The sequence below is a fragment of the Streptomyces sp. bgisy027 genome (assembly GCF_057710365.1).
Genome location: NZ_JBYIVZ010000034.1, coordinates 77,475 through 89,929 on the forward strand (window position 1 = coordinate 77,475; position 12,455 = coordinate 89,929).

13 protein-coding genes are annotated in these 12,455 nt (G+C 68.7%); 7 read left to right on the plus strand and 6 right to left on the minus strand.

The genetic code is table 11. The features are described 5' to 3' along the window. The first annotated feature begins 45 nt into the window (after positions 1-45). From AC3ETA_RS30630 to AC3ETA_RS30640, 3 genes are all read left to right on the plus strand, one after another. The gene (locus AC3ETA_RS30630; protein ID WP_432196125.1) at positions 46-939 is read left to right on the plus strand and encodes an alpha/beta hydrolase; all 894 of its coding nucleotides are present in this window, start codon (positions 46-48) and stop codon (positions 937-939) included. 228 nt (positions 940-1,167) lie between these two features. Further along, a complete protein-coding gene (locus tag AC3ETA_RS30635; RefSeq protein ID WP_432196126.1) occupies positions 1,168-1,260 on the plus strand; it encodes a DUF6192 family protein in 93 nt (30 codons plus the stop codon). 519 nt (positions 1,261-1,779) lie between these two features. Then, positions 1,780-2,613 (plus strand): PIG-L family deacetylase, encoded by an 834-nt coding sequence (locus AC3ETA_RS30640; RefSeq protein ID WP_432196127.1) that lies wholly within the window; start codon positions 1,780-1,782, stop codon positions 2,611-2,613. Between the two features lie 335 nt (positions 2,614-2,948). Here the strand turns inward: AC3ETA_RS30640 and AC3ETA_RS30645 are convergent, their stop codons facing one another. Together AC3ETA_RS30645 and AC3ETA_RS30650 are read right to left on the minus strand one after the other, a co-directional pair. Then, a complete protein-coding gene (locus AC3ETA_RS30645; RefSeq protein WP_432196128.1) occupies positions 2,949-3,926 on the minus strand; it encodes an NmrA family NAD(P)-binding protein in 978 nt (325 codons plus the stop codon). Between the two features lie 68 nt (positions 3,927-3,994). Beyond that, positions 3,995-4,810: an oxidoreductase gene (locus AC3ETA_RS30650; RefSeq protein WP_432196166.1), complete on the minus strand. Its 816-nt coding sequence runs from the start codon at positions 4,808-4,810 to the stop codon at positions 3,995-3,997. Positions 4,811-4,902: 92 nt separating this feature from the next. Here AC3ETA_RS30650 and AC3ETA_RS30655 point away from each other — a divergent pair, with 92 nt between their 5' ends. Beyond that, the gene (locus tag AC3ETA_RS30655) at positions 4,903-5,415 is read left to right on the plus strand and encodes a TetR/AcrR family transcriptional regulator (protein WP_432196129.1); all 513 of its coding nucleotides are present in this window, start codon (positions 4,903-4,905) and stop codon (positions 5,413-5,415) included. A gap of 24 nt (positions 5,416-5,439) precedes the next feature. Here the strand turns inward: AC3ETA_RS30655 and AC3ETA_RS30660 are convergent, their stop codons facing one another. The 4 genes from AC3ETA_RS30660 to AC3ETA_RS30675 form a co-directional block, all read right to left on the minus strand. Further along, on the minus strand, positions 5,440-6,009 hold the full coding sequence (locus tag AC3ETA_RS30660; protein WP_432196130.1) for a TetR/AcrR family transcriptional regulator: 570 nt from the start codon (positions 6,007-6,009) through the stop codon (positions 5,440-5,442). Between the two features lie 189 nt (positions 6,010-6,198). Continuing rightward, positions 6,199-7,497 (minus strand): DUF3533 domain-containing protein, encoded by a 1,299-nt coding sequence (locus tag AC3ETA_RS30665; protein WP_432196131.1) that lies wholly within the window; start codon positions 7,495-7,497, stop codon positions 6,199-6,201. After that, on the minus strand, positions 7,494-8,624 hold the full coding sequence (locus AC3ETA_RS30670; RefSeq protein WP_432196132.1) for a 4Fe-4S binding protein: 1,131 nt from the start codon (positions 8,622-8,624) through the stop codon (positions 7,494-7,496). The genes AC3ETA_RS30665 and AC3ETA_RS30670 overlap by 4 nt, the downstream gene beginning before the upstream one ends. Positions 8,625-9,177: 553 nt before the next feature. Continuing rightward, positions 9,178-9,870 (minus strand): MerR family transcriptional regulator, encoded by a 693-nt coding sequence (locus AC3ETA_RS30675; protein ID WP_432196133.1) that lies wholly within the window; start codon positions 9,868-9,870, stop codon positions 9,178-9,180. Positions 9,871-10,063: 193 nt separating this feature from the next. On the opposite strand from AC3ETA_RS30675, the gene AC3ETA_RS30680 reads away from it, so the two are divergent. The 3 genes from AC3ETA_RS30680 to AC3ETA_RS30690 all read left to right on the plus strand — a co-directional run bounded on the left by AC3ETA_RS30680 (position 10,064) and on the right by AC3ETA_RS30690 (position 12,368). Further along, complete coding sequence (locus tag AC3ETA_RS30680; RefSeq protein ID WP_432196134.1) at positions 10,064-10,678, plus strand: DUF6230 family protein; 615 nt, start codon at positions 10,064-10,066, stop codon at positions 10,676-10,678. A 57-nt stretch (positions 10,679-10,735) separates the two neighbouring features. After that, positions 10,736-11,194 (plus strand): DUF6114 domain-containing protein, encoded by a 459-nt coding sequence (locus tag AC3ETA_RS30685; protein ID WP_432196135.1) that lies wholly within the window; start codon positions 10,736-10,738, stop codon positions 11,192-11,194. Between the two features lie 568 nt (positions 11,195-11,762). Continuing rightward, on the plus strand, positions 11,763-12,368 hold the full coding sequence (locus tag AC3ETA_RS30690; protein ID WP_432196136.1) for a hypothetical protein: 606 nt from the start codon (positions 11,763-11,765) through the stop codon (positions 12,366-12,368). Positions 12,369-12,455 lie beyond the last annotated feature (87 nt).

Genomic DNA, 12,455 nt, shown 5'->3' on the forward strand with positions numbered 1-12,455 from the left:
TCAGGAAACCTGTTAATTCAATCTTACAGAAACGCGGGTGGGGTCATGATCATCAGCCCAGGCATCCAGGCCAGAGGTGTCCAGTTGCTGCTCAGCGGCGTGATGACCCGTGTACACAAGGAGCTGCGCTTCCCTGACATCCCCAAGCGCACCGAATCCCTCCAGGTGCCGACAAGTGCCGAACCGGTGACCTGCACCGTGTACCGCCCTCCGACAGGTACGGCAACCCCCGCCCCGGTGTACGTCAACTTCCACGGCGGCGGCTTCGTCGTGGGCCGTCCTGAGCAGGACGATCACATCTGCCGCTACATAGCCGCCACGGCCGGCTGCGTCGTGATCAATGTGGACTACGCCGTCGCCCCACAGAGGCCGTTCCCCGTCCCGGCTGTGCAGGCGTACGACGTCTGCGCATGGGTCGCCGAGAACGGCTCGGCGGGCGACTGGGACGGTTCGCGACTCGCCGTGGGCGGGCACAGCGCCGGGGCCAACCTCACCGCCGCGGTGTGCCGCACGGCACGGGAGCGTGGCACCTTCTCGCCCCGGCTGCAGATCATCGACTCCGCACCGCTCGACCAAGCCGCCGACCCATCCACCAAGCTGTCGCCGATCGCCAAGCCGCTGCTCAACCCCCACCTCATAGGGATCTTCACCGCCGCCTACGTCCCGGGCCCGGCCGACCGCCTGCATCCCCTCGTCTCGCCGGCCCTGGCAGACGACCTCGCCGGTCTGCCGCCGGCCCTGGTCATCACCGCAGAGTACGACCGCCTGCGGGCCGAGGGCGACGCCTACGCCAAGGCCCTGGAAGCCGCGGGCGTTCCGGTCACCCACCGCGTCTTCGAAGGCGTCGACCACTACTTCACGCACACAGGCCCGGTACCCGCCGCCAAGGAGGCCATCGAGCTGATGGCCTCCGCCTTGCAAACCGCCCTCAGCGCCTGACATCACCGGCGGCACACCAGGCGTCCGAAAAACACGTCGCTGACCTGCAGCCCGCCCAGGAGGGGCAAGGGGAGACGAACCCGGCTCCCGAACCGAGAGTGACACCGCACTCAGCCCTGGTCACCGCCTGCCACCCCTTCATGCAGCGGCCGGCCGGGGCGTGCCGGGCCTGCGTGACCGCGACTGTCGCAGGACGAGCGCGGAACCGGGCACGAAGACGTGGCACGGGTGAGGGCGACGCTCGACCGGGTGGGGCAGGCCGTGGACACCGGCAAGGTCGACATGGACGAGAAACTGGCCCGGATGCTGACGAGCAAGTAGGCCATGCCCCGCGCCTCATGGCGACGGGGTGACGCCGTCCGGCGGCGTGCGGACACCGTCCGGTTCGTGCTGTTCGAGGCCAGACCCGCGGATGTGGAGTTCCATCAGCGGGTGAGGGTCAGCGGCTTGTCTCCCAGTCGGGCCCGCTCCGGCTCGCCGCCCTGCGTGCTTGGCCCCGGAGCAGGGCTGGCCGCCGCTGATCTGGACCCCGGCGACCGGCTACCAGCTCGGCGCCGACCAGTAACGCTGGAGCATACGAACGGGCGGTCACGGCAGAGAAGCTGACCGGGTCGCGCCTGTACCTCGTTGCGTTGAACCGCAGACGCCGGTAAGGCCAAGCGCCGCGGCGGGAACAGCCGGTCCCGTCGGCACGGTTGCATCGACCGAGGGACCGGCGCCACACGGGCGGGGAACACGGAGACCACACGGTCGTCAACCCCACCGGGCCCCGGGCCCCGGGATCGCGGTATGCCCGCCGCGCACTCGTACAGAGATGTATTTCTGCAGGAGGACTGTTTCATGGCTGACCGGCCCTTGACGCTCATGGCCGTGCACGCTCACCCCGACGACGAGGCCACCGGAACCGGAGGTGTCCTTGCTCGGTATGCGGCGGAAGGCATCCGCACGGTTCTCGTGACGTGTACCGACGGCGGTTGCGGTGACGGGCCGGGAGGTGTCAAGCCCGGCGATCCCGGGCACGATCCGGCGGCGGTCGCCGTAATGCGGCGTCGCGAACTTGAGGCGAGCTGTGGCGTCCTGAAGGTCAGCGATCTGGAGACGCTGGACTACGCCGACTCCGGGATGATGGGCTGGCCGGGCAACGACGCCCCCGGATCCTTCTGGCGGACCCCTGTGGAGGACGGCGCGGCCCGCCTTGCGGAACTGATGCGGCGATACCGGCCGGATGTGGTCGTCACCTATGACGAGAACGGTTTCTACGGCCATCCCGACCACATCCAGGCCCACCGCATCACGATGGCGGCGCTGGAGATGACCGAGCTGACGCCGAAGGTGTACTGGACGACGATGCCCCGCTCGGGGATGCGGCGGTTCGGCGAGATCATGCGCGAGTTCGGTGAGGACATGCCGGAGCCGGACCCTGCCGAGGCCGCCGCGCTGGCCGAGATCGGCCTTCCCGACGACGAGATCACCACATGGGTGGACACGACCGCGTTCAGCGGCCAGAAGTTCGACGCGCTGGCCGCGCACGCCAGTCAGGGCGAGAACATCTTCTTCCTCAAGATGGGCAAGGAGAGGTTCGGCGAACTGATGGGCATGGAGACCTTCCTCCGTGTCCAGGACGCCACCGGCGCGGCCGTTCCCGAGAACGATCTCTTCGCCGGACTGCGCTGATCCGCCGCCACCCGGGCGACCGGCCAGGAAGGCGCATCGACCACACGGCGCGATCGAGCGAGCCACATCCGAAGACCTGTCCACGCGAGTTGCGCCCCGGCAGCCCGCGCTCAATCCCTCGTCGGCGGCGCCGACACGTGCCCTCCGACCCACCGCTGCGCTCGCCCCCGAACCACCTGGCAACCGCGCAGGGGGGAGATCTGCGGGCTACTGACCCGGGGGCTCTCAGGGCGGTACGGAGCGCCGACGCGGCCGTAACCCTCGCCGTCTCGCTTAGCGGTCCCGCTGGGGCGGCTCCGCCCCCGCGTGTCCAGGCCAACAGGAGGCGATCAATGTCATAGAAGAGTCGCCAGTTTCTGGATGCGCGGGTGGTTCTCGAGCGCCCAGCGCACGGTCTTCGGCGGGCGTCCGAGCAGGGTTTGCAGCTGATCGGTGGTGCCGCGATACCCGCCGCCGCCCATCAGCCGGGTCAGGGTTTTCAGGTGTTCGGCGGTGTGCGGGAGCGCGGCCAGGGCGGGGTCGACGTAGGTGGTGTTCCAGGTTTCCACGTCTTCGGGGACGTAGGTGACCGGGCGTCCCAGCACGGCCGCGTAGTCCTCGGCGAAGCCGTGCATGTCCTTCAGCTCCGGGCCGTTGAGGTCGTAGGACTGGGAGATGTGCGGCTCGGGATCGGTGAGGATCTTCACGCACAGTTCCGCCACGTCGTAGCCCGCGATGGGCGCGAGCCGGTGGTCGCCGAAGGGCAGGCGTAGTTCGCCCCGGCTCAGCGGTTCCAGTGCCAGCCAGGTCATCAGCGGGTTCTCGACGAACATGGCGCCACGGATGTTGACGGTCGGCAGGCCGGACCACTCCAGCACGCGCTCGGCGACCCAGTGGGCGCGCTGCTGCGGCGACCAGTCGGCGATGAGCCCGCCGAGCCACGCGCGCCGTTCCTCCTCCGGCGCGGTCATCTTCTCGAACGTCATGAACGACTGCTCGTACTCGGAGATGTTGACGAACACCTCGATGTCGCCCTGGGCCCGAGCCGCCGCGGCCATCAGGCTGACGGCGTCGGTGTAGTACGGCGAGAGGCTCATGCTGAAGTAGATGCGCCGCACCCCCTTCAGTGCGGCGGTCACGTCGGCGATGGTGAGGAGGTCACCGACGAAGACATCGGCGCCGGCCTGGCGGAGTGCGTGCGCGCGTTCGTCGTCGGTGCGCACGAACGCCCGTACCGGGTGCCCTTCTTCGAGCAGCATGTCGACCATCGTGCGGCTCACACCGCCGATCTCGCCGGCGGCACCGGTGATCAGGATGGGATGGCGCTCTGGCATCAAGGTGTCCTCTGTCTGGTGGGGGTGGGTCAGCTGTTCGGAATCCACGGGGGTGTGGCTGTCGTGTGTCAGCCGGCCAGCTTGTTCATCTTGCGGATCTGCTGGTCGAAGACCCCGGCGGGGGCGAGTCGGCGCAGGAGGCGTGCGCGTCCGGCCAGGGGGCCGGCGGTGTAGCGCGGCTTCGGCTTCCTGTCGGTCGCGGCCGCGACGATCGCCTTGGCGACGACGGCCGGGGCGTCGCCGCCCCTGACCGCCTCCGCCATCACACGGTCGACGGCCTGCCGCTGCTTCGCGTACGCGTGCAGGGGGATGTCGGGCTTCGCACTGTTGGCCTCGAACCCGGTCCTGGTGTAGGCGGGTTCGACGATGAGAGCCCGGACCCCGTGGTCGCGGACCTCGTGGTCCAGGGACTCGGTGTAGCCCTCGATCGCGTGCTTGGAGGCGGCGTAGGCGGCCATGTAGGGCTGCGGCAGGAACCCGAGTACGGACGAGATGTTGATGATGCGTCCGCGTCGCTGAGCGCGCATGTGCGGCAGGACCTCGTTCACCATGCGCATGACCCCGAAGACGTTGGTGTCGAAGACGGACCGGGCCTGTGCGACGGAGGTTTCCTCCGCCGCACCCATCGAGCCGACGCCGGCGTTGTTGACCAGGACGTCGATCCGCCCGAACCGCTCGCTCACTTCCTGGACCGCTGCGGCGACCGAAGTGTCACGGGCGACATCGAGGTCGAGGAACGTCACTCCGCCGAGCGGGGTGACGCGTGAGGTGTCGCGGCCTGTGCCGACCACGTTGAATCCGGCTGCGACCAGGGCGAGCGCGGTTTCCTTCCCGATGCCGGATGACGCACCCGTCACGAGTGCCACCGGCAGATCTGTCGTCATCATGGACTCCCGCACTCATTCGAAACCGATCGGTTTCCACTACAGTAAACCGATCGGTTTTACCGTGCAACCTCAAGCGGAAGGATGACGTCATGGGCAGGACCAGTGCGCTGGAGCGGCGTGAGAACGTCATTCGCGCGGCGATCGCCGAGTTCGCGCGCACGGGCTACCACGGCACCGCCACCGCGTCGATCGCCAAGCGGGTCGGGGTCACGCAGCCGTATCTCTTCCGGCTCTTCCCGGACAAGAAGGCGATCTTCGTCGCAGCTCTGGTGCGGAGTGTGGAAGACACCCGCCAGGCCTTCGAGACGGCGGCCGACGGGGTGGACGACGGTGAACAGGCCTTTCAGGCGATGGCCGACACTCACGCACATCTGATGTCGACCCGCCCCGAAGTTCTCCTGATGCAGATGCAGGGATACGCCGCCGCGGCGCAAGGTGATGACCTGATCGGTAAGGTCGTACGGGCCGGCTGGACGAGCATCTGGGAAACCGTGCACCAGCAGCTGGGCGCTGATGCCGACAAGACCGCGAGCTTCTTCGCCTGCGGCATGCTGGGAAACACCCTGACGGCCATCGGGCTTCCCATGAACGCCGGGAGGTGAGGGGCGCTCCGAAAAGGCGATGCGTCAGCGCACGCCTGCCGCGCCGAGCAGGGTTGCCACGGTGGGTGCGACCAGCCCCGTCAGTTTGTCGGCTCCGATGCCTGCGCGGGCGCTGGCGCCGTCGAAGACGAGGATCAGTTGCCGGGCCAGCAGGTCGGGATCGCTCGCCCCACCCCGCTCGGCCTCGGCGCGGAAGAAGCCGGTCAGGTTCTCCTTGACCTGATGGGCGACCTGGCTCGCGGGGTGACTCTGATCCTTGAGTTCGATCTGCACGGCCAGGTACCGGCAGCCCCGGAACTCAGGCGCCCCTGCCTGCGATTCCACCCGCTCGAACACGTGCAGGATCCGCTCCCGGGGAGAGCGGCCGTCGTCCGCCGCGGGCAGGAGAGTCGCCGCGTAGGCGGCGGCGCGCTCCTTCAGGCTGGCCGCCAGGAGTTCGTCCTTACTCTCGAACAGCTGGTACATGGAGCGCTTCGACACCCCCGCCGCCTTGCACAGCGCCTCGACGCCGATGTTGACGCCTTCTTGGTAGGTGAGCTCGGCCGCCGCCTCCAGCAGTCGCTCCCTGGGGCTCAGTTTCACTTCGGTGGTCATAGGGCGAGGTTAACCCGAAGTGGACGAAATGAAAACCGATCGGTTTCCGGGAGGTTCCGGGGAGAGGCTCGGCAACGGCCTGGGGAAGGGCCGTCGCCGAGCCATGATGGTGTGCGCGCCCTGTCGTCCCCAACAGGTCGACACACCGGGACCACTCCGAGTAGTGGCCCGTCTCGGGGTGACCTGCCGTTACGCAGGTGCGGCGGTCTTCTCGGGCTCCGGCTCCGCCGGGATGCGGTGCAGTCCCTTGCGGTCGTACCACCCCAGTACGCCGAACCCGAACAGTGCGGCGGCGAGCAGTCCGGCGGCCATCATGACCCAGCCCCGCGTCAGACCCGCGTCGCCCTGGGCGTCGTAGTAGAGGATCGAGCGGACGCCGGCGGTGATCTGCCGCAGTGGCTCGAACTCCGCGAGGAAGCGGTAGAAGCCGGGCAGTGCCTCGATCGGGGTGGTGGCACCGGCCGTGGGTACCGCCATGCCGATGAAGACCAGCGTGACCACCAGCATGCCGGGCGTGCCGAAGACCGCCAGGAGAGTGAGCGCGCCGATCCCGGCGACCGCGACGGCGCACACCGAGTACAGCCATAGCAGCGGCAGGTGGGAGGCGTCCATGCCCATGATGCCGACCGCGCCGGCCATGACCAGGGTGCCCATCAGCAGGGACAGTCCGGCCATGAGGGTGCTGCTGATGACGAGGGTCTGGACCCGGGTCGCCCGGATCAGCGGGCGGTGCCGGCGGACCGGGCCCATGTCGTTGTGGGTGTAGCCGAGGGCGTGGTCGACCTGGCCGCTGATGACGTTGGCGGAGAGCATGCCGACGACCACGAGGGTGAGCGCGTAGTAGAACGCTGTCATGCCCAGGCCGCTGTGGGAATCGAGGGGATGGCCGTCCTCGACCGTGACGGCAGCCGGGTCGGCGAGCAGGACGCGTGCCGCGGCAGGCAGTTTTGCCTGCCGGGCTCCGGTCTGCGCGGTGAGGTCCTTGCCCACCTGGAAGGAGGCGTTCTCGGCCGCCCGGGTCGTCGCGGTCCTGGCGAGGCCGGAGCCTACGCTGCCGGCGGACTGGTTGGTCAGCACCGTCAGCGTCGGGCGGGCCGGGGTCGTGGTGTCCGCGGTGTCGGTAAGACCGAGGACGGAGGAGGTGAAGTCGGCCGGGACGACGAGCGCGCCGAACAGCTTGCCCTTGCCGAACTCCTCCTTCATCTCCTTCTCGTCCAGCATCTTCCAGTCGATCTTGTCCCCGTTCGCAGTCGACTTCTCGATCGACTCGGCGATCCGGGCCCCGAGGTCGACCCGCTCGCCGCCGACAGCGGCTCCCTTGTCGGCGTCAACCAGGCCGACGGGCAGCTTGGTCAGGTGATCGGCCGGGTCGATGTTGGCGCCGACGTAGAACACGGCGAACAGCAGCGCGAGTACGCCCGTGATGACGCCGTTGGCGATCCACAGAGGTTTGGCGCGCAGAACGCGGAAGGGGTGAATGCCAGTCATGACGTACGGGTCTCCCGGTCGGTGGACGTGGAGCGTTTCGCCGGGGGCCGCCAGCCGCCGGTGACTTCCTTGACGGGCTTGTGAGGGAAGCGCCGACGGGCGTACTCCTGCGCGTGCGAGCCCGGCAGCACGTACAGGGTTTCCTTCTTGTCCTGGAGCGGCCGCAGCACGGTGTCCATGAACGTCCTGCGGTCGTCCAGGTACGGGCCCAGGACGTCCTCGCCGGCCGGGCAGACGGCGACGCAGTAGCCGGACTTGTACCCGGGCGGATAGCTCAGGCTCTGCCACATGGAAGCGCTCTCGGAATCGCTGACCCGGGAGCGGTAGTCGGCCGCGTCCTCGCTGTCGGCCACCGTCTGCGCCCAGTCGGTGAACCCGCTCATGAACTCCCGGTAGTTGTGCGTGGTGCAGGCCAGCCCGTCGAACGCGCCGTCCTTGGCGATAGCACCGACCGGGCAGGCGGCGACGCACAACTTGCAGTCGATACACGGGTTGTAGTCCAGCGCCCGTCCGTACTCGCTCACGTCCGCGTCCACCAGGACGGTGACCAGCAGGATGAAACTGCCGAACTTCGGGTGGATGACATTGCGGTGCAGGCCCATCACACCGAGCCCTGCGGCCACCGCGACCGTCTTGTGCGCCACCACCCAGATCCGCTCGCTGGGGAAGCGGTCCATCTCCTGCGGGAAGCCGACGGAGGGATTGAGTGCGCGGTAGCCGGCGTCCTGGAGCGCCTGGGTGACGCTGCGGGCGGCGTGGTTGGCCTGTTCGTCGGTCTGGTGGAACTCCTGGTTGGCCACGCTGCGGGCGGGGGAGCGGCAGTTGTCGCGGTTCATCCGGACCGCCATCGAGATGAGGGTGCGGGTGCCGGGCAGGGCGGACTGTACGTACTCGCGCTCACCGGCCAGGTCGGGATGGTCCAGGCTGACCGCGGCGACATCGTCCGCCCCGGCCGCCAGGCACAGCTCACGCAGCCAGGCCGCGTCGATCACCGCCGGCGGAGCGACCGCGTCACCGGTCCCGCGCCGGGCGAGTACGGCCTGCACCGACGGGTGGGCGGCCAGCTTCGCCGGAAGCCTGAGAGCCGGGGCCGCCGGTGGCTCCTCGGCGTCGCGCGCGGCAGTCATCCGTACTCCTGGGATCCGGGTTCGCGACTCGCCTCCGCGGCGAGAAACCGATCAGTGTCACACCGTAAACTGATCGGTTTTTCCACGCAAGCCCGAACTGCGGGCCGACTCCCGCCTGCCCATTACTCTCCGAGGTGCGCCCCACACCCGGTGCTCCCGTCAGCCGGCACTCCCGTCGTCCGTGCCGACCAGCGACAGGGCGCCCAACCCCGACGTCCACCAGAGGGGCGCTTCAGCGGGGCGCCGATCCCCCGTGCCGCGCCTTGCCGCACCAGGGCATCGCACCGCGCACTTTCCGACCCGGGATCACGTCACCCCGCGAGCCCCTCAACCAGCGCCCGCTCACAGCAGGCGGCGATCACCAGCCCCGGTGGCTCGTTCCCGGCACCACGAGGGACACCAAGCGGTGAGCCGTTCCCCACACCGACAGCGCGATGCCCTCGGGGTGTGACGCGGGAACGAACTGCCCGACAAGCTGCCCAGAGCGTACGGCGTCGAAGACGGGCCGGCTGCGAGCAGTGTGCCGGTGGCCTGTCGGCACCTCACCGGGAACTCACTTCGCCGGCCGCTCCCCCCGCCCGCACGCACGGCGATCGTGGCGACGATGGTTCGCGTCCTCCTGGGCCAGCCGCCGCAGCAGCCTGACGACCGGCTCGAACAGCACACTGAGGACCACCGCCCGTTCGGCGAGGGCGATCTGGTCCTCGATCCCTTCGAGCTGCGCGAAGTCCAGGTCCGCGGTAGAGGTGGCGAGCCGCGCGTACGGAATGAGGTCGTCGGCCGTGTAGTCGGTGCCGAGCCGGCTCAGCGCCGCGAGACTCTCGGCGAGAGCCGGGCGGTGCGGTGACACGTCGGAGATCTGCCAGCCCATGCTCTCGATGAGAGCCTCGACCCGCTCGACGGCTCCGCCGGATGCCGCCTCCTCGGCGCCGTCCTCGTGATCCTCGCCGCCCTTCCCACTCGCCTCCGCGCAAGGAACGGGCAGGGCGTGGTAGACGACAGCCAGGGTCTCGAACGCGTCCAGCGGCTGCTCGACAGCGTCGAGCACTTCCCGGGTGCGGGCGACGGACAGCCCGCCGAGCTGGATGAGGGAACGGATCAGACGCAGCCGCTGGAGGTGCTCCTCGTCGTACTCGACCGTGGTCGGGTTCAGTGCGCGGCCTTCGGGGAGCAGCCCCTCCCGTCGGTAGTACTTGATGGTCGCCACCGGCACCCCGGACCGTCGGCTGAGCTCCGAAATCCTCATGCGCTCCCTCACGCTCAACTGTCGCTCCAGTATCGCGTTACCGGGGTTGCCCCGCCGAGCTCGATAGTGCCACTATCAGGCCCTCGCTCGATAGTGGGCCTATCGAGTGCTCTCCGGTGTGCCCTCTTCTGCGCAACGGTCTCAACTCACCTCGTACGGCTTGACGTACGCCTCGACAATGGAGGACGCCTCGATGTCCCAGCGCATCGGCAAGACCCACTGGAAGCGATTCGCCGTCGGTGCGGTACCGACGGTGGCCGCCACGGCGGCTGTCGCCGTCTCCATGGCCCAGGGCGCGCTGGCCGCTTCGTTCAGCATCTCCGGTTCCGACTTCAAGGTCTCGGCCGGGAAGTTGAGCGGCACCGGATTCGGCAACTACGCCACGGTCGACATCGCCAAGAACGGTAAGCACATACCCGTCGCCGTCTCGTCCATCAAGGACGCGAGGGTCACAGACATGTGCCAGTCCGTGCCGGTGGACATCCCGGTGCTCGGGACCTACACGATGACGCTGAAGGCCGGCGGGTCGGGCACGCCGGTCAAGGCCAAGGACCTGTACATCGACATGACCGGCCTCAAGGCCAAGAAGGGCACCTTCACCAACGTCGACATCGGCGTCGCCACCGGTTCCATGACCAAGGGTCAGGTCAACCCGAAGGACAAGGTCGATCCCAACGGCTACGCCCAGGAGGCGGACAAGGTGGAGATCATCGACGCCCATCAGACGGTCTGGGCCACAAGCGCGGGCACGTTCGAACTGTCGGGCCTGCACATGAACATCGCGGCCGGCCGCCACGACTGCTTCTGACCTCGCTCCGCCCTCCCCCACAGCCACCCTCCCCCCTCGATATCTGGGAGCTGCCACATGACGAGCGCCGACGCGCCCGCGCACCCCCACAGTGACAGCGGCTTCGCCCGCGCTCGCCACAACTTCCGGACCTGGCGACGCACCCGCCCCTTCTGGGCGGGCCTGCTGGTACTCCTCGCCGCCGCGCCGATCATCTACTTCCCGTACTTCAACCTCTCCCTGGGCGCCCTGTCCGTGGCGATGTCCACCACCGCGGGGGCGGGGTCCCTGGCCATCGGCCTGACACTGATCGTCCTCGGCGGACTTCTGTGGTTCCAGCCGATCATCAGGTTCTTCGCCGGATGCGTGGCCGTCTTCCTCGGCGTGCTGTCGCTGCCCATCTCCAACTTCGGCGGATTCTTCGCCGGCACGCTGTTCGCGGCGACGGGCGGACTGCTCGCCCTGGCCTGGGGTCCGGTGGACGAGGGCATACCCGGCGGCATCATCGGCTCTGAGGGCGAGCCTGGCAATGGTTGACCAGTCACCTGAGATCCGCGACGAGGCCGTGGTGCCCCGCTTCGTCCGGTCTCCGAAAGGCCACCATGCCGTCCCTCGTACGTCCGCGCTGACCCGACTGCGCCTGCCGCTCGGGAAGGCACTCGCACTCACCGCGCTGCCGACCGCCCTGGTCCTGGGGAGTCAGCGTCTGTCCGCCGTCGACACAAGTGCCACTGTGGCTCATTCCGTTCCCGAGGAAGGGGCCGGAGGCAGTATCGACTGCGCCCGTCCCGACGTCACAGCATCCCCTGCCGCGGCGCCCACTCCGTCCACTGCTCCCAGCGCGCCCGGCGCCCCCACCGGAGACGCTTCCGGCAAGCCGCTGGATCACGTGGCCGACGAGGGGGCGACGCCCGTCCCGGCTCCGACGCCCACTCCGGCGCTTTCGCCGAGCGCGAGTGCCGCCTCCAGTGGCCTCGCGGACCTCCTCGGCTCCCTCTTGGGCGGCGACAGCGGGCAGCAGGGTCCGGCACCGAACATGAGCCCCTCGCCCAGCCTGGCCGTTCCGACGCCCAAGGCCACGGAACCATCCGACCCGCCACCGGCGATGCCTCACGCATCACCCACCGCAAGCCACCGGGCCATCGCCCCGTCGCCCCCATCAGGGCCCAAGGAGTCAACCCGCTCAGGAGCCCCCACCTGCGACACCAGCGACCTCAAGGCTCCCGAGGACACGAGCGCCGGCCGATTCGCCGCCGAGTCCTGGAACATGAAGGGCAGTCACCTCGAACTGCGTGATCTCGTCTTCGGCGGCGTGGTGACCGTGGACACAGCCGCCGGGCCCAAGCGGGTGCTCAAGTTCTCCGCGTCGGCCGTCACGATCCGCGACCTGAAGATGGCCGTACCCGTCGGCCCGCAGACCCAGCACATCGACGGAGCTCCCGGCTCGACGTCCACGCTGCATGGCGACCACATCACCATGTACGTCGAGAGCCTGACCGGCACCCTCTCCGGAGTCGAAGGCATCCCCCTGCCCCCAGCCCTCCGCCTCCACCTCACCCCCGACACCGTCCCGGAGTGGCTCTACGACACGCTCGGGAAACTAGACCTCAAGCTCCAGCTCGACCTGGGCGACGCCGACATCGACCAGGCCGGACAGACAGGCGGAGAACTCGTCATCCCAGGGATCCACGGATACGGCACGCCCCGCTGAAGCTGAGGCTCTGACGGACTTGCGCTCGGAAACTGATCGGTTTACCGTAATGGAAACCGATCGGTTTCTCATGTGTGGAGGCACAGT